15 protein-coding genes, 1 pseudogene and 1 riboswitch are annotated in these 18,538 nt (G+C 74.2%); of the genes and pseudogenes, 8 read left to right on the forward strand and 8 right to left on the reverse strand.

All coding sequences use genetic code 11. The features are described from left to right. Positions 1 to 63 precede the first annotated feature (63 nt). The 4 genes from ACGFIR_RS26635 (at position 64) to ACGFIR_RS26650 (ending at position 3,899) form a co-directional block, all read left to right on the forward strand. Entirely contained in the window at positions 64 to 795 is a 732-nt protein-coding gene (locus ACGFIR_RS26635; RefSeq protein WP_393147837.1) for a histidine phosphatase family protein, read from the forward strand. Further along, positions 779 to 1,648, forward strand: a complete 870-nt coding sequence (locus ACGFIR_RS26640) for an NAD(P)H-hydrate dehydratase (RefSeq protein ID WP_393147839.1) — start codon at positions 779 to 781, stop codon at positions 1,646 to 1,648. The genes ACGFIR_RS26635 and ACGFIR_RS26640 overlap by 17 nt, the downstream gene beginning before the upstream one ends. Before the next feature lie 147 nt (positions 1,649 to 1,795). Then, entirely contained in the window at positions 1,796 to 3,283 is a 1,488-nt protein-coding gene (locus ACGFIR_RS26645) for a S8 family serine peptidase (RefSeq protein WP_393147841.1), read from the forward strand. A 115-nt stretch (positions 3,284 to 3,398) separates the two neighbouring features. Continuing rightward, a complete protein-coding gene (locus ACGFIR_RS26650; RefSeq protein ID WP_393147843.1) occupies positions 3,399 to 3,899 on the forward strand; it encodes a hemerythrin domain-containing protein in 501 nt (166 codons plus the stop codon). A 42-nt stretch (positions 3,900 to 3,941) separates the two neighbouring features. On the opposite strand, the gene ACGFIR_RS26655 is transcribed toward ACGFIR_RS26650, so the two are convergent. Continuing rightward, positions 3,942 to 4,793: a metallophosphoesterase family protein gene (locus ACGFIR_RS26655; RefSeq protein ID WP_393007067.1), complete on the reverse strand. Its 852-nt coding sequence runs from the start codon at positions 4,791 to 4,793 to the stop codon at positions 3,942 to 3,944. A gap of 94 nt (positions 4,794 to 4,887) precedes the next feature. After that, positions 4,888 to 4,977: riboswitch (ZMP/ZTP riboswitch) on the forward strand. A 17-nt stretch (positions 4,978 to 4,994) separates the two neighbouring features. Between ACGFIR_RS26655 and ACGFIR_RS26660 the strand changes: the two genes are divergently transcribed. Beyond that, on the forward strand, positions 4,995 to 6,431 hold the full coding sequence (locus tag ACGFIR_RS26660; protein ID WP_393007065.1) for a glycine hydroxymethyltransferase: 1,437 nt from the start codon (positions 4,995 to 4,997) through the stop codon (positions 6,429 to 6,431). Between the two features lie 259 nt (positions 6,432 to 6,690). On the opposite strand, the gene ACGFIR_RS26665 is transcribed toward ACGFIR_RS26660, so the two are convergent. From ACGFIR_RS26665 to ACGFIR_RS26695, 7 genes and pseudogenes are all read right to left on the reverse strand, one after another. After that, entirely contained in the window at positions 6,691 to 8,355 is a 1,665-nt protein-coding gene (locus ACGFIR_RS26665; RefSeq protein ID WP_393147845.1) for a ribulokinase, read from the reverse strand. A 163-nt stretch (positions 8,356 to 8,518) separates the two neighbouring features. After that, positions 8,519 to 8,779 carry a hypothetical protein gene (locus ACGFIR_RS26670; protein ID WP_363897852.1) on the reverse strand — a complete coding sequence of 87 codons (261 nt, stop codon included), beginning with the start codon at positions 8,777 to 8,779 and terminating at the stop codon, positions 8,519 to 8,521. 67 nt (positions 8,780 to 8,846) lie between these two features. Further along, positions 8,847 to 10,175 (reverse strand): PLP-dependent aminotransferase family protein, encoded by a 1,329-nt coding sequence (locus tag ACGFIR_RS26675; protein WP_393007062.1) that lies wholly within the window; start codon positions 10,173 to 10,175, stop codon positions 8,847 to 8,849. A gap of 3 nt (positions 10,176 to 10,178) precedes the next feature. After that, positions 10,179 to 11,303, reverse strand: a complete 1,125-nt coding sequence (locus ACGFIR_RS26680; protein ID WP_393147847.1) for an alpha-hydroxy acid oxidase — start codon at positions 11,301 to 11,303, stop codon at positions 10,179 to 10,181. A 145-nt stretch (positions 11,304 to 11,448) separates the two neighbouring features. Continuing rightward, positions 11,449 to 12,378: pseudogene (locus ACGFIR_RS26685) on the reverse strand (alpha/beta hydrolase); the annotation flags it as partial. Beyond that, entirely contained in the window at positions 12,375 to 13,595 is a 1,221-nt protein-coding gene (locus ACGFIR_RS26690; RefSeq protein WP_393007058.1) for a cytochrome P450, read from the reverse strand. The gene ACGFIR_RS26690 and the pseudogene ACGFIR_RS26685, both read right to left, overlap by 4 nt. A 69-nt stretch (positions 13,596 to 13,664) precedes the next feature. Beyond that, positions 13,665 to 14,939 carry an SGNH/GDSL hydrolase family protein gene (locus ACGFIR_RS26695; RefSeq protein WP_393148022.1) on the reverse strand — a complete coding sequence of 425 codons (1,275 nt, stop codon included), beginning with the start codon at positions 14,937 to 14,939 and terminating at the stop codon, positions 13,665 to 13,667. Between the two features lie 298 nt (positions 14,940 to 15,237). Here ACGFIR_RS26695 and ACGFIR_RS26700 point away from each other — a divergent pair, with 298 nt between their 5' ends. From ACGFIR_RS26700 to ACGFIR_RS26710, 3 genes are read left to right on the forward strand one after another with little or no spacing between them, the layout of a single operon-like run. Continuing rightward, positions 15,238 to 16,833, forward strand: coding sequence for a class I adenylate-forming enzyme family protein (locus ACGFIR_RS26700; RefSeq protein WP_393147849.1), 1,596 nt, complete (start codon positions 15,238 to 15,240; stop codon positions 16,831 to 16,833). Further along, positions 16,830 to 18,065 carry an MFS transporter gene (locus ACGFIR_RS26705; protein ID WP_393147851.1) on the forward strand — a complete coding sequence of 412 codons (1,236 nt, stop codon included), beginning with the start codon at positions 16,830 to 16,832 and terminating at the stop codon, positions 18,063 to 18,065. Before ACGFIR_RS26700 ends, ACGFIR_RS26705 begins: the two co-directional genes overlap by 4 nt. A gap of 9 nt (positions 18,066 to 18,074) precedes the next feature. Next, positions 18,075 to 18,470, forward strand: coding sequence for an MmcQ/YjbR family DNA-binding protein (locus tag ACGFIR_RS26710; protein WP_393147853.1), 396 nt, complete (start codon positions 18,075 to 18,077; stop codon positions 18,468 to 18,470). Positions 18,471 to 18,538 lie beyond the last annotated feature (68 nt).

Genomic DNA, 18,538 nt, shown 5'->3' on the forward strand with positions numbered 1-18,538 from the left:
CGGGCCCGGACACGCCCGGATGGACGCGGTTACCCGGCGCGGGCCCCGGGTAGGGGTTGCCGCATGGCGGAACTGGCGACGCTCTGGATCGTCCGGCACGGCGAGAGCACGGCGAACGTGGCGGCCACGGCGGCCGAGGCGGACGGCGCCGAGCTGATCGACCTGACCCATCGCGACGCCGACGTGCCGCTGAGCCCCACCGGGGAGGAGCAGGCCCGGGCCACCGCGCGCTGGCTGGCCGGGCTGCCCGAGGGCCGTCGGCCCGAGGTGGCGGTGGTGTCGCCGTACCTGCGGGCGGTGCGTACCGCCGAGCTGGCCCTGGCCGGCACCGGGATCCCGCTCACCCGCGACGAGCGGCTGCGCGACCGGGAGCTGGGCATCCTGGACGGACTGACCGGGCAGGGGGTACGCCGGCGGCACCCCGAGGAGGCCGCGCGCCGGGACCGGCTCGGCAAGTTCTACTACCGTCCGCCGGGCGGGGAGTCCTGGACCGACGTGGCACTGCGCCTGCGCGCCCTCCTCGGCGACCTGCGCCGCGACCACGAGGGCCGGCGCGTGCTGCTGTTCGGCCACGACGCCCTGGTCTTCCTCACCCGTTACCTCGTGGAGGGGCTCACCGAGGCGGAGTTGATGGCGCTGACCCGCGAGCACGTCATCGCCAACTGCTCGATCACCGGATGGTCGGCCGGTACCGACGGCCGGCTGACCCCGGACGTGTTCAACGACGTCGGCCACCTACGCGAGCAGGGCGCCCGGCCGACCAGGGAGGACGAGGTCCATGCCGAACCGGTCTGACACCCAGGTCATCACGCCGGGGCTGCTGCGGGACTGGGCGCTGCCCGTACCGACCGGAGGCAAGCAGGCCCGGGGCACGGTGCTGGTGGTCGGTGGCTCGCGGTTCACCCCCGGCGCGGTGCTGCTCGCCGGCGTGGCCGCGCTGCGGGCCGGTGCCGGCGTCCTCCAGCTCGCCGCCGCCGAGTCCACCGCCGCCGCACTGAGCATCCAGGTGCCCGAGGCGCTGGTGGTGGGGCTGCCGGAGACCGTCGACGGCGCCGTCGCGGGCCAGCCCGGTGAGCTGCTGGGCGCCCTGGTGGCGGAGGCGGACGTGGTGGCCGTCGGCCCGGGGCTCAAGGACATCGACGAGACCGGCCGCCTGCTGCGCCTGGTGCTCGACGCGGCCGGCCCGCGGACGTCGCTGGTGTTCGACGCGTACGCCCTGGGGGCCCTCAGCCATGCCCCGGACCTGCTGGTCGGATCCGGCCGGCCCGCGGTGCTCACCCCCAACCTCACCGAGGCCCGGCACCTGCTCGGCCGCGAGCCCGGCGACGACCTGGACGCCGAGGCGGCCGAGCTGGCCCGCCGCTACGACGCGGTCGTCTCGCTCTACGGCCACATCGCCACCCCCGACGGGCGCGGCTGGCGGGAGGAGAGCGGCGACGCCGGGCTCGGCACGTCCGGCAGCGGGGACGTCCGCGCCGGGCTGCTGGCCGGGCTGCTGTCGCGGGGCGCGGAGCCGGCGCAGGCCGCGTGCTGGGCGGCGTTCGCCCACGCGGTGAGCGGCCAACGGCTGGTTCCCCAGTTCGGCCGGATCGGCTTCCTCGCCCGGGAGTTGCTCGACGAGATTCCCCACACCCTGGCGACCGTATGACACCTTTCGTCCCGGCTCGCACCCGCGTGTAACGCCAGCTGGCGGTGTGACGCTGGTGCTTGCGGAGGCGTGCATCCCGCCCGCCTCCCGCCGGCCGCTCCCCGCCAGGGGGCGTACCCCGGCTGGAAACAGCCCCTGGGAGTCTGTGTGAAGAACCTCCGTCGCAAGACACTGGCTGCCGCGTCCGCCGTGACGCTCGGCGTCGGCCTCGCCGTCGCCGGCGGGGTGGCCCCGGCGGCGTCGGCTGCCGGCCCGGACACCACGTTCCTGGTGCTCGCCCCGCAGGGCGCCAAGACCGACAAGGCGGCTGCCCGCGTGGCCGCCGCCAACGGCACCGTGGTGGCCAGCTACGACCAGATCGGCGTGCTCGTCGTCCGGTCGACCAACCCCGACTTCGTCACCGACGTGGCGGGCGCGGGCGTCGACTCGGTGGCGTCCACCGCCGGCCTGGGCACCGCCCTCGACGAGGGCGAGACCCTGGAGGTCTCCGCGGCCGAGGCGGCCAACACGACCGCCGACCCGACCAAGGAGCCCCTCTTCGGTCAGCAGTGGGACATGCCGATGATCGACGTCCCGCAGGCCCACGCCGTCAACGCCGGCCGCGCCGACGTGGTGGTGGGCGTACTGGACAGCGGCATCTCGTCCAGCCACCCCGATCTGGCCAGCCAGATCGCGAAGAACAAGAGCACGTCCTGCCTCGGTGGGGTCACCGACACCACCGAGTCCGCCTGGAACCCGACCACCTCCGACCACGGCACCCACGTGGCCGGGACCATCGCCGCCGCCGTCAACGGCGTCGGCGTGACCGGTGTCGCCCCGGGCGTCAAGGTGGCCGCCGTCAAGGTGGTCAACGACGACGGCTACATCTTCCCGGAGGCCGCGGTCTGCGGGTTCATGTGGGCCGCCGAGCAGGGCATGCAGGTGACCAACAACAGTTACTACATCGACCCCTGGCAGCTCAACTGCCGCAACGACGCACGCCAGCGTCCGGTGTGGAAGGCGGTCCAGCGGGCCCTGCGTTACTCGCAGAGCAAGGGCGTGCTGCACGTGGCGTCCGCGGGTAACTCGAACTTCGACCTCGCCCACAAGATCACCGACACGGGCAGCCCGAACAACGGGACGCCCGAGGAGCGCGAGAACCTCACCAACTCCTGCCTCGTCCTGCCGGGCGAGGCGCCGGGCGTGGTGACGGTGTCGGCGGTCGGCCCGACCGGGGAGAAGAGCTACTACTCCTCGTACGGCCACGGCGAGATCGAGGTGACGGCGCCGGGTGGCGACACCCGCTTCCGTACGCGGGGGGTCACCTCGACGCCCTCCGACGGCATCCTGTCCACCACCTACAACACCACCACGAAGACCAACGGCTGGGGCTTCAAGCAGGGCACCTCGATGTCCTCGCCGCACGCCGCCGGCGTGGCCGCCCTGGCCGTCTCGGCGCACCCGGGCATGACGTCCGGTCAGCTGTCGGCCTTCCTGGGCAGCACCGCCGAGGCGATCGCCTGCCCCAGCGGCGTCTACAACCCGGTGCCGCTGATCGCGGCCGGTCCGCACGCCTACGACGCGACCTGCTCCGGCGGCAAGCGCAACGGCTTCTACGGATTCGGCATGGTCAACGCGTACAACGTGGTCAAGTAACAAGCACGGTACGACCCGTGGTGGGGCCCGGCGGATCATCGCCGGGCCCCACCCGTTTTCGCTGCTCACCCCGGGGTACGGGAGGAGGTGTCAGACGAGCCCGAGGAGGTCGACGGTGTCCACCGATGCCATCGTGGTGTTGAAAGAGGACCACAAGGAGATGCGCCGCCTGTTCAAGGCGTTCCAGGAGGCCGAGAAGGGCCCGGCGGCCCGGCGGCAGAAGCTGGTGAACGAGATCCTGGAAGCCCTGACCGTCCACACCTACCTCGAGAACGAGGTGATGTACCCCGAGGTCCGCAAGCTCCTGCCCGACCTGGAGGACGACATCCTCGAGTCGTACGAGGAGCACCACGTCGCCGACGTGCTCTGCGCCGAGTTGTACGCCATGGATGCCGGCGACGAGCACTTCAACGCCAAGACCACGGTGTTGATCGAGAACGTCCTGCACCACGTCGAGGAGGAGGAGCAGGAGTGGTTCCCGAAGGTGCGCGAGGCGCTCGGTCGTAAGCAGCTCCAGGAGATCGGCGAGCGGATGATCGCGCTGCGGGCCGACGCGCCGCGCAAGCCGACCGACCCAAAGGCGATCAAGAAGTCGCTGGACGCCGTGACTGCCTGAGCGAATGCGCCCGCACGGGCCCCGGTGCGCCGGGGCCCGTCGTCATGCCCGGGGCGCGGGCAGGATCCGCCGCAGCGCCGGAGGCGCGGCCCGGGGCCGCCACTCCCGCGGGTAGCCCACCGAGACCTCCTCGAAGCGCACCCCGTCGTGCCGGGTCGTACGGGGGATGTGCAGGTGGCCGTAGACCACGGCGGCGGCGTCGAAGCGCAGGTGCCAGTCGGCGGTGGACTCCGTCCCGCACCACTGGGCGAAGATCGGGTAGCGCAGCACCCGGGTCGGCTCACGCAGCAGCGGCCAGTGGTTGACCAGTACGGTCGGCATGCCGGGCTCCCGCTCGTCGAGCCGGCGCGCGGTCTCGGCGACCCGGGCGGCGCACCACGCCGACCGGCTCGGGTACGGGTCGGGGTGCAGCAGGAACTCGTCGGTGCACACGATCCCCACCCGGTACGCCTCCTCCAGCGCCGCCTCGGGGGTGTCGAACCCCTCCGGGCGCCAGCTGTAGTCGTAGAGCAGGAACAGCGGCGCCACGAGCACCGGACCGCCCTCCCCCCGCCACACCGGGTACGGGTCCTCGGGCGTCAGCACGCCCAGCCGCCGGCAGGCGTCGACCAGGTACGCGTAGCGCGCGGCCCCGCGCAGGGTCACCGGATCCGCCGGCGGGGTCCACAGCTCGTGGTTGCCCGGCGTCCAGACGACCTTCGCGAAGCGGCTGCTGAGCAGGCCGAGGGCCCACTCGATGTCCGCCACGGTGTCGCCCACGTCGCCGGCGACCAGCAGCCAGTCCTCCGGCGATCCGGGGCGCAGCCCCTCCACCACCGCCCGGTTGTCCCGGTGACCGACGTGCAGGTCGCTGATGGCGAACAGGCTGCCGCCCTCGCCGTCCTCCCCCGCCATGCCGCTGATCCTAGGCAGCGGCGTGCCCGGCCGCGAGGCCGGCACCGGGGTCCGCCGCCCGGGCCAGGTGGGCCGGGGTCGACCCGGTAGGATCGGCACGGGCCGTGACTGGCGCGTGAGGATGGGGCACCATCGGGAAGCGGTCCCGTCATGAGGACGCATGCCGAGCGCCTGGGCCTTCCGCACGTCACTGGAGGTCGCATGTCGCTGAACGCCGAATCCACCGCCTTCCGCAGCGCCCTCGAGGTGATCCGCGCCGTCGAGCCGCGGGTGGCGGACGCCATCGGCGCGGAGCTCGCCGACCAGCGCGAGTCCCTCAAGCTCATCGCCAGCGAGAACTACGCCTCCCCGGCCACCCTGCTGGCCATGGGCAACTGGTTCAGCGACAAGTACGCCGAGGGCACCGTCGGCCGCCGCTTCTACGCGGGCTGCCAGAACGTCGACACCGTCGAGGCGCTCGCCGCCGAGCACGCCCGGGAGCTGTTCGGCGCCGCCCACGCGTACGTGCAGCCGCACTCCGGCATCGACGCCAACCTCGTCGCCTTCTGGGCGATCCTGGCCGACCGGGTGGAGTCGCCCGCGCTGAGGAAGGCGCAGGTGCGGCAGGTCAACGACCTGACCGAGGCGGACTGGTTCGCGCTGCGCCGGGAGCTGGGCAACCAGCGGATGCTCGGCATGTCGCTGGACGCCGGTGGCCACCTCACCCACGGTTTCCGGCCGAACATCTCCGGCAAGATGTTCGACCAGCGCAGCTACGGCACGGACCCGGTCACCGGCCTCGTCGACTACGACAAGGTCGCCGAGGCGGCCCGCGAGTTCAAGCCGCTGATCCTGGTCGCCGGCTACTCGGCGTACCCGCGGAAGGTCAACTTCCGGATCATGCGGGAGATCGCCGACTCGGTCGGCGCCACCTTCATGGTCGACATGGCGCACTTCGCCGGCCTGGTCGCCGGGAAGGTCTTCACCGGCGACTTCGACCCGGTGCCGCACGCGCACATCGTCACCACGACCACGCACAAGTCGCTGCGCGGCCCGCGCGGCGGCATGGTGCTCTGCCAGCCCGAACTGGCCGACCAGGTCGACCGGGGCTGCCCGATGGTGCTCGGCGGCCCGCTGCCGCACGTGATGGCCGCCAAGGCCGTCGCACTGGCCGAGGCGCGGCGCCCCGACTTCGCCGACTACGCCCAGCGGATCGTCGACAACGCCCAGGCCCTCGCCGAGGGGCTACTGCGCCGGGGCGGCAAGCTGGTCACCGGCGGCACCGACAACCACCTGGTGCTGATCGACGTCTCCGGCTACGGGCTGACCGGCCGGCAGGCCGAGCAGGCGCTGCTCGACTCGGGCATCGTCACCAACCGCAACTCCGTGCCGCAGGACCCGAACGGCGCCTGGTACACCTCGGGCATCCGGGTCGGCACCCCGGCGCTGACCACCCGTGGGCTGGGCCCGGCGCAGATGGACGAGACGGCCGAGCTGATCCACACCGTGCTCAGCCAGACCAGGCCGGGCGCGAACCCGGACGGCACCGCGTCCAAGGCGAAGTACGTCCTCGACCCCGCCGTCGCGGAGCGGATCAGCAAGCAGGCCAGCGACCTGCTGACCGGCTTCCCGCTCTACCCGGCCGTCGACCTCGGCTGAGTTCCACGCCACCCTGACGCCCCCGCCCGGCCCCGCCGGCGGGGGCGTCCCCGTCCCAGCCCTCGCCCCCACCCGCCCGGCCCACGCCCCCCGGCCCCCACCGCCCGGCCCCACGCCCCACCCCACGCCGCCCGGCGTCGATCATGCAGTTCTGGTGCCCGTCTCATCCGCATTGGTGGACGTTCGTGACCCCCCACAACTGCATGATCGACGCCGTCGGGGCGGGGGCGGGGCGGGGGCGGGGGTGGGGTGGGGTGGGTCAGGGTGTGCGGTGGCGTCGGGCGCGCAGGCGGTGCAGGACGTCGGTGCCGCCCCGGCCGAAGTGGTCGTGCAGGGCGCGGTAGTCGGCGTACAACTCGTCGTAGGCCGCCGCCCGGGCCGGGTCGGGGTGCCAGGTCTCGCGCCGGCCGGCGCCCATCGCCGCCGAGGCGGCCGGCACGTGCGGGTACGCCCCGGCGGCGACCGCCGCGTGGATGGCCGCGCCCAACGCCGCCGGCTGTTCGGCGTCGAGCACGTGCAGCGGCCGGCCGAGCACGTCGGCGTAGATCCGCAGCAGCAGCCGGTTGCGGGTCAGCCCGCCGGCCACGGTCAGCTCGTCGACGGCCACCCCGGCGGCGGTGAAGGCTTCGACCACGGTGCGGGCGCCGAAGGCGGTGGCCTCCAGCAGCGCCCGCCAGATCTCCTCCGGCCTGGTCGCCAGGGTCAGGCCCACCAGCACGCCGCTCAGCTCGTGGTCCATCAGCACCGAGCGGTTGCCGCTGTGCCAGTCCAGCGCCAGCAGGCCGTGGCCGCCGACCGGCTGCTCGGCGGCGAGGGCGTCCAGCAGCTCGTACGGGCTGAGCCCCCGGCGGCGCGCCTCGTCGGCGTAGTGGGCCGGCAGGGCGGTGCGGGCGTACCAGGCGAAGATGTCGCCGACGCCGCTCTGCCCGGCCTCGTAGCCCCAGGATCCGGCGGTCACGCCCCCGTCGACCACGCCGCAGACGCCGGGCACCTCGCGGTACGCGTCCGCGTTCATGATCAGGCAGGTGGAGGTGCCGAGCACCGCGAGCATGCGGCCCGGCTCGACCGACCGGGCCGCGGCGGCGGTGACGTGCGCGTCGATGGCACCGACCGCGACGGCGGTCCCCACCGGCAGGCCGGTCCAGCGGGCCGCTTCGGCGGTCAGCCCGCCGGCCCGGGCGCCGAGCGGCGCGAGCGGCCCGTCGAGGCGGGGCAGCAGTCCGTCGAGGCGGGGGTGCAGGGCGCGCAGGAACTCCGCCGACGGGTACCGCCCGTCCTGCCGCAGCCCCTTGTAGCCGGCGGCGGAGACGTTGCGGGTCTCCCGGCCGCAGAGCTGCCAGACCAGCCAGTCCGTCGTCTCGATGAAGCGCTCCGCCCGGTCGAAGACCTCCGGGTCCTCCTCCAGCACCTCCAGGGCCTTGGCGAGCTGCCACTCGGCGGAGACCCGGCCGCCGTAGCGGGGCAGCCAGCTCTCGCCGCGTGCGGCGGCGACCTCGTTGATCCGGGCGGCCTGCCGCTGGGCCGCGTGGTGCTTCCACAGCTTCGGGTACGCGTGCGGCCGCCCGGCCAGGTCGGGCAGCTCGCACAGCGGGGTGCCGTCGGCGCGGGCGGGCAGCATCGTGCAGGAGGTGGCGTCGACGCCGATGCCGCGTACGTCCTCGGGCCGGACGCCGGCGGCACGCAGCGCGGCGGGCACCGCGACGCGCAGCACCTCGCGGTGGTCGTCGGGGTGCTGCAACGCCCAGTCCGGCGGCAGCGGCGTCCCGTCGGGCAGCCGCTCGGTGAGCACCCCGTGCCGGTACTCGTGCACGGCCTCGCCCCGCACGGTCCCGTCGGCGATGTCGACCACCACCGCCCGGCCGGAGAGGGTGCCGAAGTCGACCCCGACGACGTGCCGGGCCGCGCCCGCTACCGGCTGTGCCACCGCTGCTCCTTCCGCCGCACGCGCCGGCGCCCGGGGTGGGCGGCCGGTCGGCGGCGAAAGGAGACGCTACCGCTGTCGAGGGGCCAGGTGGCGACGGGGACGAGGACCGGTCGAGGAAGCCGGCGCCCGCCTGCCGGGTAGGGTCACGCGTTCGCGGCGGCGGTCAGGCGATGGGGCGCTTCAGGTGGTAGCGGTGCACCTCGGTGCTGCCCTGGACGTTGTTGACGTCCTCGGCGGCGGAGACGAGTTCCCAGCCCTCCCGGCCGGCCCGGTTGAGGTGCGCGATCGCGGTGTCGCCGTACGCGGTGATGTCCCGGCGCGACCCGTCCGGGCCGTACCAGGTGAAGCTGACATGAAAGGCGCGGCCCTGCCCCTGATAACGGCGGACCAGCAACGCGTACTCCCAGGCGACCATGACGTCCATTATGAATGTCCACGCAGGACGGCGGAACACGGGCAGTCGCGCATTGCCGTGCGGTGAACGCGGTGTGTCATCCCGCCCCGGCGACGGCCGCCCGCCGGGCCGTCTCGTCGGCGACCAGCGCGGCGAGCCGGTCCAGCCCGAGGTCGATCTGTTCGGGGGTGACGGCGCTGACCGACAGTCGCAGCGCGTCGACCGGGGCGCCGTCGTCGTAGAAGTGCGCCATCGGCGTCCAGAGCAGCCCGTACTCGCGGCCGGAGCGGTGCAGCAGGGCGTCGTCGACCGTGAACGGCACGGTGACCACGACGAAGAACCCGCCGGCCGGGACGTTCCACCGCACCGGCGAGGCCCCTTCCGGGAACCGCCGGGCCAGGCCGTCGACCAGGTGGCGCAGGTTGCGCCCGTACGCCTTCCGTTCCCGGGCGGTGGCCGCCACGAGGCTGCACCCGTGCTCCAGCAGCGCCCCGCCGACGACCGCCTGGGCGATCGGCGAGGTGTTCACGGTGACCATGCTCTTGATCTTGGCAAGCTGGTCGGCGAGCAGGCTCACGGTGCCGTCGGCGGACGCCACGCGCTGGTCGGCGACCACGTAGCCCACGCGGGCGCCGGGCAGTACCGTCTTGGCGAACGAGCCCAGGTAGACCACCCGTCGCGCGGTGTCCAGCGCCTTGAGCGTCGGCGGCCGCCGCGCGTCCGAGGCGGGGAAGAGGCCGTACGGGTTGTCCTCCAGCAGCAGCAGGTCCTCCTCGGCGGCCAGGTCGAGCAGTCGCCGCCGGTCGGCCAGGGCGATGCTGGTCCCGGAGGGGTTGGCGAAGTCCGGCATCACGTAGCAGGCGCGCGGGCGCAGCCCCGCCGAACGGGCCCGGCGCACCTGCTCACGCAGGTCGGCCAGGTCGATGCCGGCCGGGCCACCGCGCACCGGCCGCACCGGCAGCTCCAGCAGCCGGGCGGCGCCGGTCAGCCCCACGTACGTCGGGGCGACGGCGAGCAGCACGTCGCGCGGGTCGGCCCGCAGCGCCCGCAGCACCAGGAACATCGCCTCCTGGCAGCCGACGGTCACCACGATCGCCTCCGGGTCGACCGTGACGCCCTCGTCGACGGCGAGGTTGCGGGCGACGAGGTGGTGCACGATGCCCTTGGTGCGGCCGTACTGCAACAGCGTCCGGTGCACCTGCGCGGGGCTCTGCCCGAGGTCGTCGGTCAGGTGTCGGCGGAACCTCTCCAGGTGCCGGTGCATCGCCGCGACCTCGAAGAACTCCTCGTACGGCCGGCCGGCCGCGAGCGACACCGCGTCGGGGTAGTGCTGGGCCACCTCGTTGAGGAAGTTCATCGAGTTCAGCGCGGGATCGTCGACGGCCGGGTGCAGGTCGTCGACGCGCAGGTCCACCGTATCGGTCACCGGTCAGCCCTCCCTGATCACACGCAGGTCGCGAGCCGCCACCGGGTCGGCGCAGCCGGCCAGCGCGAGGGCGTCGCGGAACTCGCCGGCCAGCAGCGCCAGCGCCGTCCGCGCCCCGGCCCGGCCGCCGGCGGCGAGCGCCCACAGCATGGGCCGGCCGACGAGCACCCCCCGCGCGCCGAGGGCGAGCGCGCGCAGCACGTCGGCGCCGTCGCGTACGCCGCTGTCCAGCAGCACCTCGCACCGGTCGCCCACCGCCGCCACCACCTCGGGCAGCATGGTCGCGGTGGCCGGCGCGCCGTCGAGCTGGCGGCCACCGTGGTTGGAGACCACCACCGCGTCCGCGCCGGCATCCACCGCCAGCTCCGCGTCGCGCGGGTCGAGCACGCCCTTGACCACCAGCGGCAGGGTGGTACGGCCGCGCAGCCACTCCAGGTCGGCCCAGGTCAGCGCGGGCGCGAAGACGTCTCCGGTGTGTGCGGCGATGGCGGAGACCCCCGGGGTGGCGGTGTGCGCGAGGTCGTCCCGGCCGGCCGGCAGGTTGGCCGCCACGACCTGTGCCGGGATGGCGAACGCGTTACGCACGTCGCGCCGGCGCGGGCCGAGGATCGGCACGTCCACGGTGACCGTCAGCGCCGTGCACCCCGCCGCGTGCGCCCGGTCCAGCAGGTCGGCGACCAGCGCCCGGTCACGCAGCCAGTAGAGCTGGAACCAGACGGTCGCGCCGGTCTCCGCGATCTGCTCGATCGGCACGCTGCTCAGGGTGCTGGCCACGTACGGCACGTCGGCCGCGCGGGCGGCGGCGGCCAGCGCCAGTTCCCCGTCGGGGTGCACGAGCCGCTGGTACGCCATGGGTGCCACGGCCACCGGCATGGCGTACGACGCGCCGAGCAGCCGCGCCTCGGTGCGGGGGGTGTGCACGCCGCGCAGCATCCGGGGCAGTACGGCCACCCGCTCCAGCGCGCGACGGTTGGCGGCGAGCGTCGTCTCGGCACCGCTGCCGCCGTCGACGTAGTCCCACACGTCGGGCGGCAGCACCGCCCGGGCCAGGTCCGCGAAGTCGGCCAGGCTGGCCGGCGACGGCTGCGCCACCGGCAGGTCCGACTTCGACAGCACGCCCTCAACCATTCCCGTTCTCCCCTCCCACCGGCACCGTCGCGCCGGCGGTCGCCGTCCTGCCGACCGGTCCACCGCCGTCCGACGCGCCACCGCCCGACGGGGTGCCGCCCGGCACAGCGCCGCCCCACGCATCGCCGCCCAACGTACCGCTGTCCGTCGTGCCGAACAGCTCACGCAGGAAGGCGGCGGCCTCGTCCTGGGCACGGCGGCCGTCGTCGAACGCCCCGGGCATGGCGAAGAAGCCGTGGATCATGCCGGCGTACCGGGTGAGGGTGGTCGGCACCCCGGCGTCGCGCAGCCGGTGCGCGTACCGCTCCCCCTGGTCGCGCAGCGGGTCGTGCTCGGCGGTGATCACCAGTGCCGGCGGCAGGCCGCTCAGGTCGGCGGCGAGCAGCGGCGACGCCAGCGGGTGCCGTGCGTCGGCAGGGTCGGCGAGGTAGTGGCCCCGGTACCAGGCGACCGAGCGGCGGTTGAACAGCAGCGGGTCCTCGCCGTCGCCGTCGGGATCGGCGCTCTGGTCGGTGTTCGGGTACACCAGCAGCTGGGCGGCGAGCCGGGGTCCTCCGTCGTCGCGGGCGAGCAGGGTGACGGCGGCGGCGAGGTTGCCACCGGCGCTGTCCCCGCCGACCGCCACCCGCCGCGGGTCGACACCGAACTCCGCCGGGTTGTCGACGATCCACCGGGTGGCCGCGTGGCAGTCGTACACGGCAGCCGGGAAGGGGTGCTCCGGGGCCAGCCGGTAGCCGACGGTGACGACCTGGCAGGGCACCGCGTTGGCCAGCCGCCGGCAGATGCCGTCGGCGGTGTCGACGCTGCCCAGCGTCCAGCCACCGCCGAAGAAGTAGACCAGGGTGGGCAGCGGCCCCTCCCCCGCCGGCCGGTGGATCCGCACCGGCAGGTCGCCGGCAGGTCCGGGCACGCGCGTGTCGCGTACCTCGTGCACCGGCTCCACCGTGCCGCCGCCGGCGCGGATCGCGGCGAGGTCGGCGGCGCGGGCCTCGGCCAGGGTCTGGGTGTACAGCGGCGGGGTGCCGGCCGCCGCGCGGGCGGCCCGGTACGCCGCCACCTGCGGATGGACGCTCATGCGGATCCTCCTCGGGTGTGCACCGCCAGCTTGTCGACGCCGCGCAGGAAGAGACTGCCGCTGTAGGTGGGCGGCTCGGCGACGGTGAGCCCGGGGAAGCGGGCCAGCAGCCTGGGCAGCGCGAGGCGGCCCTCCAGCCGGGACACCGCGGCGCCGAGGCAGAAGTGCAGGCCGGCGCCGAAGGCCAACGACGGCGGGCCCGTGCGGCGCGGGTCGAAGCGGTCCGGGTCGGGAAAGCGGGCCGGGTCCCGGTTGGCGGCGGCGAGGATCAGCAGTACGTTGCGGTCCCGCCCGACCGGCACCCCACCCACGTCGGTGTCCCCGGGCGCGGCCCGCGCCAGGAAGTGCACGGGTGCCTCCAGCCGCAGGATCTCGTCGACCGCGCCCCGGGTCAGCGCGTCGTCGCCGGGCAGCGCGGCGGCCACCTCCGGGTGGGTCAGCAGCAGGGGCAGCCCGTTGCCGAACATGTAGACGGTGGTGACGAAGGCGGCGTTGAACAGCACGATCAGGTTGCTGACCAGCTCGTCGACGGTCAGTTCCACGTCCCCGAAGTCGACCGCCTCGACCAGGGCGCTGATCAGGTCGTCGCCGGGCCGGTGGCGCCGGTGGGCGATCAGCTCGGCGTAGAAGTCGCGCAGCTCGGCGGCGGCGGTGTTGGCGGTGGCGAGCCGCTGCGGGGTCTGGCCCGCCACGTCCAGGAACTCGTCGATCCGTTCCACCCGCTGCCGGTAGAAGTCCAGTTCGGCGGCGGGGATGCCGATGAACTCCGCCATCACCAGGGCCGGCAGCGGGTACGCGAACTCCGCGACGAAGTCGAGGCCGGTATCCCCGGCGTCGGCCATCCGGTCGAGCAGCCCGTCGACGACCCGGTGCACGGTCGGCTCCAGCGCGGCGAGCCGGCGCGGCGTGAAGCTCCTGGCGAAGGCCGCCCGCATCCGGGTGTGCTCGGGCGGGTTGACGAACATCATCGAGGTCTGGAGGGTGCGCAGCACCTCCTGCTCCTGCCAGCCCGGCGGGGCCTGCTTGTACCACCGCGGGTCCCGCAGGACCTGGCTGACCAGGTCGTAGCCGACGGCGACGGCGTCGACCGAGCGGTGTTCGGCGCGCGCCGGCACGGGGCTGACCGGCCCGAGCCCGTGCAGGGCCGCGTAGCAGGGGTAGGGGTCCTGCCGGCCCTCGTCGCTGTAGAGGCGGGTCAGCAGCTGGGTCACGTCCACGGTCGTCCGGTCTCCCCCATCGACGGTGCCGCGCGGGCGGCGGGGGTCACCCCGCCGCCCGCGCCGAGGTCACAGGCCGAGCAGTCGCAGAGGTACGGCGTTCGCCAGCGCCTGGTTGCCGGCGTCGTTCGGGTGGATGTGGTCGCCCGAGTCGTACGCGGGCAGCAGCCGGCTCGGCTGGGCCGGATCGCGCAGCACCCGGTCGAAGTCGAGCAGCCCGTCGAACTCGGTGCTGCCGCGCAGCCAGGCGTTCACGGCCTGCCGGGTGGCCTCCTTCTCGGGCGTCCACACCCCCGGGTTGCCGTGCCCCTCGTACGGGGTCAGCGTCGACACGAGGCTGCGCAGGCCGCGCGCCTTCACCTGCTGGTTGATCTGCCGCAGGGAGGCGATGATCTGCTCGGCGGAGTCGCCCGACATCCAGATGTCGTTGATGCCGAGTCCGGTGATCACCGTCCGGGCGTCGGTCTGCGCGAAGACGTCCTCGTCGAGGCGGGCCAGGGCGTTGGGGCCGAGTTCGTGGTAGCCGGGGAAGCCGCCCGCCCCGGGCTCGGTGCCCTCGTGGTTGAGCCGGTTGCCGGCGAGGCTGAGGTTCAGCACGCCCGGGGTGCGTACGTCCGGACGGTCGTCGATGAGCCGGTCGGCGAGCAGGTCGGGCCAGCGCTTGTTGGCGTTGACGGTGCTGCCGTTGCCGTCGGCGATGGAGTCGCCGAAGACCACCACCGAGCCGGGGCTGTGCCGGCGCTGCACGTCGATGCCGGACAGGAAGAACCAGCAGCAGTTCGGTCGGATCGTGAACCCGGCCCCGCCGGCGGCGCCGGTCAGGTCGGTGGCGCCGATGAAGTTCGTCTGCCGGGACTGGCCGTGGAAGGTCACCGGGCCGGTCGGGGTCGGGAAGTGCACGGTCAGCACCAGGTCCTGCTGGTCGCCGACGGGCAGCGCGACAGGGTCGCTGACCAGTTCGGCGCCGCGGTTCATGGTGGCCGACGTGGCGCCGCCGAAGGTCAGCGTCCGCAGGGTCGAGGGGTCGATGTCGGACAGGTCGTCGGGGGTCGCCGTGTTCGGCCTGGCCACGGTGGCGCGGCCGACCCGGACGGCCTGCTCGCCGTAGGAGTTGCTCAGCCGGACCCGGAACCGCTCTCCGCCGACGGTGGTGTGCACGACCATGCGTACGCTCTGGTCGTTGAGGCCGCTGTTGGTCAGGCCGGTCGCGTTTCCCCTGGTCACCGCGGCGGCCCAGCTGCCCGCCCAGACGGTACGCGGGTGCGACGCCGCGGTGTCCGACGGACCGGCGCTGGCCACCATCGCCGGGGTGCCGGCGACGAGCAGGGTGGCCGCGGATGCGATGACATGCCATCTTTTCGGGGTCGACATTGAACCTCCATCGTTGGCAGCCCAGGGCCGTCCGCTGACGGCACCGCCTGGACGATGGTCCAGAAACCTAGCGGCCACGTTCCGTGACCGTCAATCAACCTGATCGACGCGATCAAATGTCCTCAGGTCCGCACGGAGCGCCGTTCAGGCCCTGTCCGGTGACGGTCGGTGGTACCTACGCTCACGGACGGCGGCGGTGCGGTCGTCCGGCCGCCGTGCCGTCCCGGGCTGCCGGAACACGGCCAGATCTCTGCGGCGAGGGGGCTGTCGGATGACCGATCGAACCGAACGAGGGGCCGGCTACGTGCACCGGGCGCTGGAGCTGTTCGCGGGCTTCGGCGACCGGGAGGCGCTGGTCGGAAACGGACACCGGCTCAGCTACGCCGAGGCTGTCGCCCGGGTGCGCGGGCTCGCCGCGACGCTGCACGGGCACGGCGTACGGCCGGGGGACGCGGTGCTGCTGGCGCTCGGCAACCCGGTGGAGGGACCACTGGTGCAGCTCGCCCTGCACCTGCTGGGCTGCCGGACGATGTGGATCGCCCCGGTCACCTCCCGCCGGGAGGTCGACGAGTTCGTCCGGCTGGCCCGTCCCGACGCGTTCGTCTACGACGCCCGGGACCCGGCCGGGCTGGGCCCGGAGCTGGCCGCCGGGCTGCCCGGGGTGCCCGTGTTCTGCCTCGGTCCCGGCGGCGCGGGCCCCGACCTGCTCGCCGAGGCGGCGCACGTCCCGGCGGTCGACCTGCCGGTCGGGGCGCCGGCGCCGGAGTCGTTCCTGCAGACCAGCGGCACCACCGGCACCCCGAAGCTGGTGCACCACCGGGAGAGCTTCTACGCGCAGATCCTCGCCCTGGCCGCCGACTTCCGGGCCGCCGGGTACCCGCTGCTGCGGCACCTGTCGCACTCGCCGATGTGGCTGGCCAGCGGCCAGATCACCACCCTGTTCAACCTCTTCACCGGCGGCGTGCTGTTCCCGCGCGACGGCTGGGATCCCGAGCGGTTCATCGCCACCGTCGCGGGCGAGCGGATCAACTCGACCTTCGTCACGCCGCCGATGCTCTACGAGGTGCTCGACCACCCGGCCCTCGACGGCGCGGACTTCTCCGCCATGTTCATGTTCAACGTGGGCGCCGGGCCCGCCGCGCCCGCCCGGCTGCGTCAGGCGATCGCCCGCTTCGGGCCGGTGCTGCGCATCGTGTACGGCCTCAGCGAGGCCGTCGTGGTCACCGCCCTGCCCGGGTTGACCGACGATCCGGCGTACCCGCAGCGGCTGCGCTCCTGCGGGCGACCCTACGGCGACGTGCGCATCGAGATCCGCGCCGAGGACGGTACGGTGCTGCCGCCCGGCGCCGACGGGGAGGTGTGGGTGCACACCGGCCTGCGCTTCGCCGGCTACCACGGCCAGCCCGAGCTGACCGCCGAGACGCTGGTCGACGGCTGGGTCCGCACCCGCGACGTCGGGCACCTCGACGCCGACGGCTACCTCTACCTGGTCGACCGGTTGCAGGACCGGATCCTCACCCGGCGGCGCAGTTGGCCGATCCACTCCCGCCCCATCGAGGACGTCCTGGCCGGGCACCCGCAGGTACGGGCGGCGGCCGTGATCGGCGTACCGGACGAGGCGGCCGGCGAACTACCGTACGCCTTCGTGGTGCCGGCGCCCGGCGCGACGGTGACCGCCACGGAGCTGATCGACCTGGTGACGGCCGAACTCAGCGACACGTGGGCGCCGGGCGGGGTGCGGTTCGTCGACCGGCTGCCGCTCAACCGCTCCGCCAAGGTGGACAAGCGCGCGCTGCGGGCCCGCTACGCCGAGGAGCACCCGTCGTCGGTCGAGCAGCCGGAGGCGTCGATCGGCAGCCTGGCGTGACGCCCCGGCGGGAACTGACCGTCCTGGTCGCCGCCGACCTGATCTCCAATTTGGGCAGCCGGATCTCGGTGGTGGCCCTGCCCTGGCTGGTGCTGGAGACCACCGGCAGCCCGGCGAAGATGGGCGCGGTGGCCGCCGCCGAGACGCTTCCCTACCTGCTCTCCAGCGCGCTCGGCACGCCCTGGGCGGACCGGATCGGCCTGCGCCGCACCGCCATCCTGACCGACGCCGGCAGCGCGGCGCTGATGGTGGCGGTGGCCCTCACCCCGTGGCTCGGCTTCGGCGCACTGCTCGTGCTGGTCGCCCTGGTGGGCGCGCTGCGCGGCGTCGGCGACCGGGTCAAGCACGTGATGTTCCGCCCGGCCGCCGAGGCCGCCGGAGTGCCGCTGATCCGGCTGACCTCCGTCTACGACGGGCTGGGCCGGCTGGTCACCCTGCTCGGCGCGGGGCTGGGCGGCCTGCTCGTCTGGTGGTTCGGGGTGACGCAGGCGCTCCTCATCGACGCCGCCAGCTTCGCCGTCTGCGCCCTGCTCGTCAGCCTGCTGGTCCGCCCGCCGGCGCCCCCGGCGGCGCCCGCACAGCCGGAGGGATACCTGCGGGCGCTCGCGGGCGGGTTCCGCCACCTGGGACGCGACCGGATGCTGCTGACCATGCTGCTGGTGATCTCGGCGTTGAACATGGTGGTCAACGCGAGCGTCGCGGTCTACATCCCCCTCTGGGTGGCGGACGTGCTGCGCAGCCCCGCCGGGCTCGGCCTGCTGCTGGGGGCGTTCGCGGCGGGCGCGCTGCTGGGCAACCTGCTCTTCACGGCGTACGGACCCCGGCTGCCCCGTTATCTGGCCTTCGTGGTCGGTGCGGCCGTCAGCGGCGCCCCGCGACTGCTGGTCCTCGCGCTGAGCGAGGAGCTGGCGGTGGTGCTGGCGGTGACGTTCGCCTCCGGCATCGGTATCGCGGCGGTGAACCCGCTGCTCGGGGTGGCGATCTACGAGCGGGTGCCGGCCGCGTTGCAGACCCGGGTGATCGGCCTGGCCGGGTCGCTGGCGTTCGCGGGCCTGCCGTTGGGCGCGCTGCTGGGCGGCTGGTCGGCCGCCGCGCTCGGCCTCGTCCCCGCCCTGCTGGTCATGGCGGCGTTCTGCCTCGTCGTCACCCTGCTGCCGCTGCTGCCCGGCCTGCGCCCACGGTCCACCGCGGCGCCGGCCGAGCGGGCACCGGGTGTCGTAGGGCGGGCGTAGGGTCGGGCCATGGCCACCTGGGAGGACGTCCGCCGGATCGCGTCGGGGCTGCCGGAGACGAGCGAGCAACCGTCCTACCAGGGAGCGCCGGCATGGAAGGTCCGCGACCGGTCGTTCGTCTGGGAACGACCGCTGCGCCGCGCCGAGCTCGACTCCCTCGGCGGCGCCGCGCCGGACGGCCCCGTCCTCGGCGCCCGGGTGCCGGACCTGGGGGTGAAGGAGGCGCTGCTCGCCGACGATCCGGCCGTCTACCTCACCACCCCGCACTTCGACGGCTACCCGGCGGTCCTCGTCCGGCTCGACCGCATCGACCTCGACGAGCTGACCGAGCTGGTCGTCGAGGCGTGGCAGGTCCGGGCGCCGAAGCGGCTCGTGGCGGCCTACCGGGCGGGCCGGCAGGCGTAGCCCGGCGGGCACCCGAGCGCACCGTCGCGCCTGCCGCCACGGCTCACCCGGGGTCGGACGACCGGCCC

The organism is Micromonospora sp. NPDC049051 (genome assembly GCF_043197575.1).
In the GTDB taxonomy this organism is placed as follows: Bacteria; Actinomycetota; Actinomycetes; order Mycobacteriales; family Micromonosporaceae; genus Micromonospora.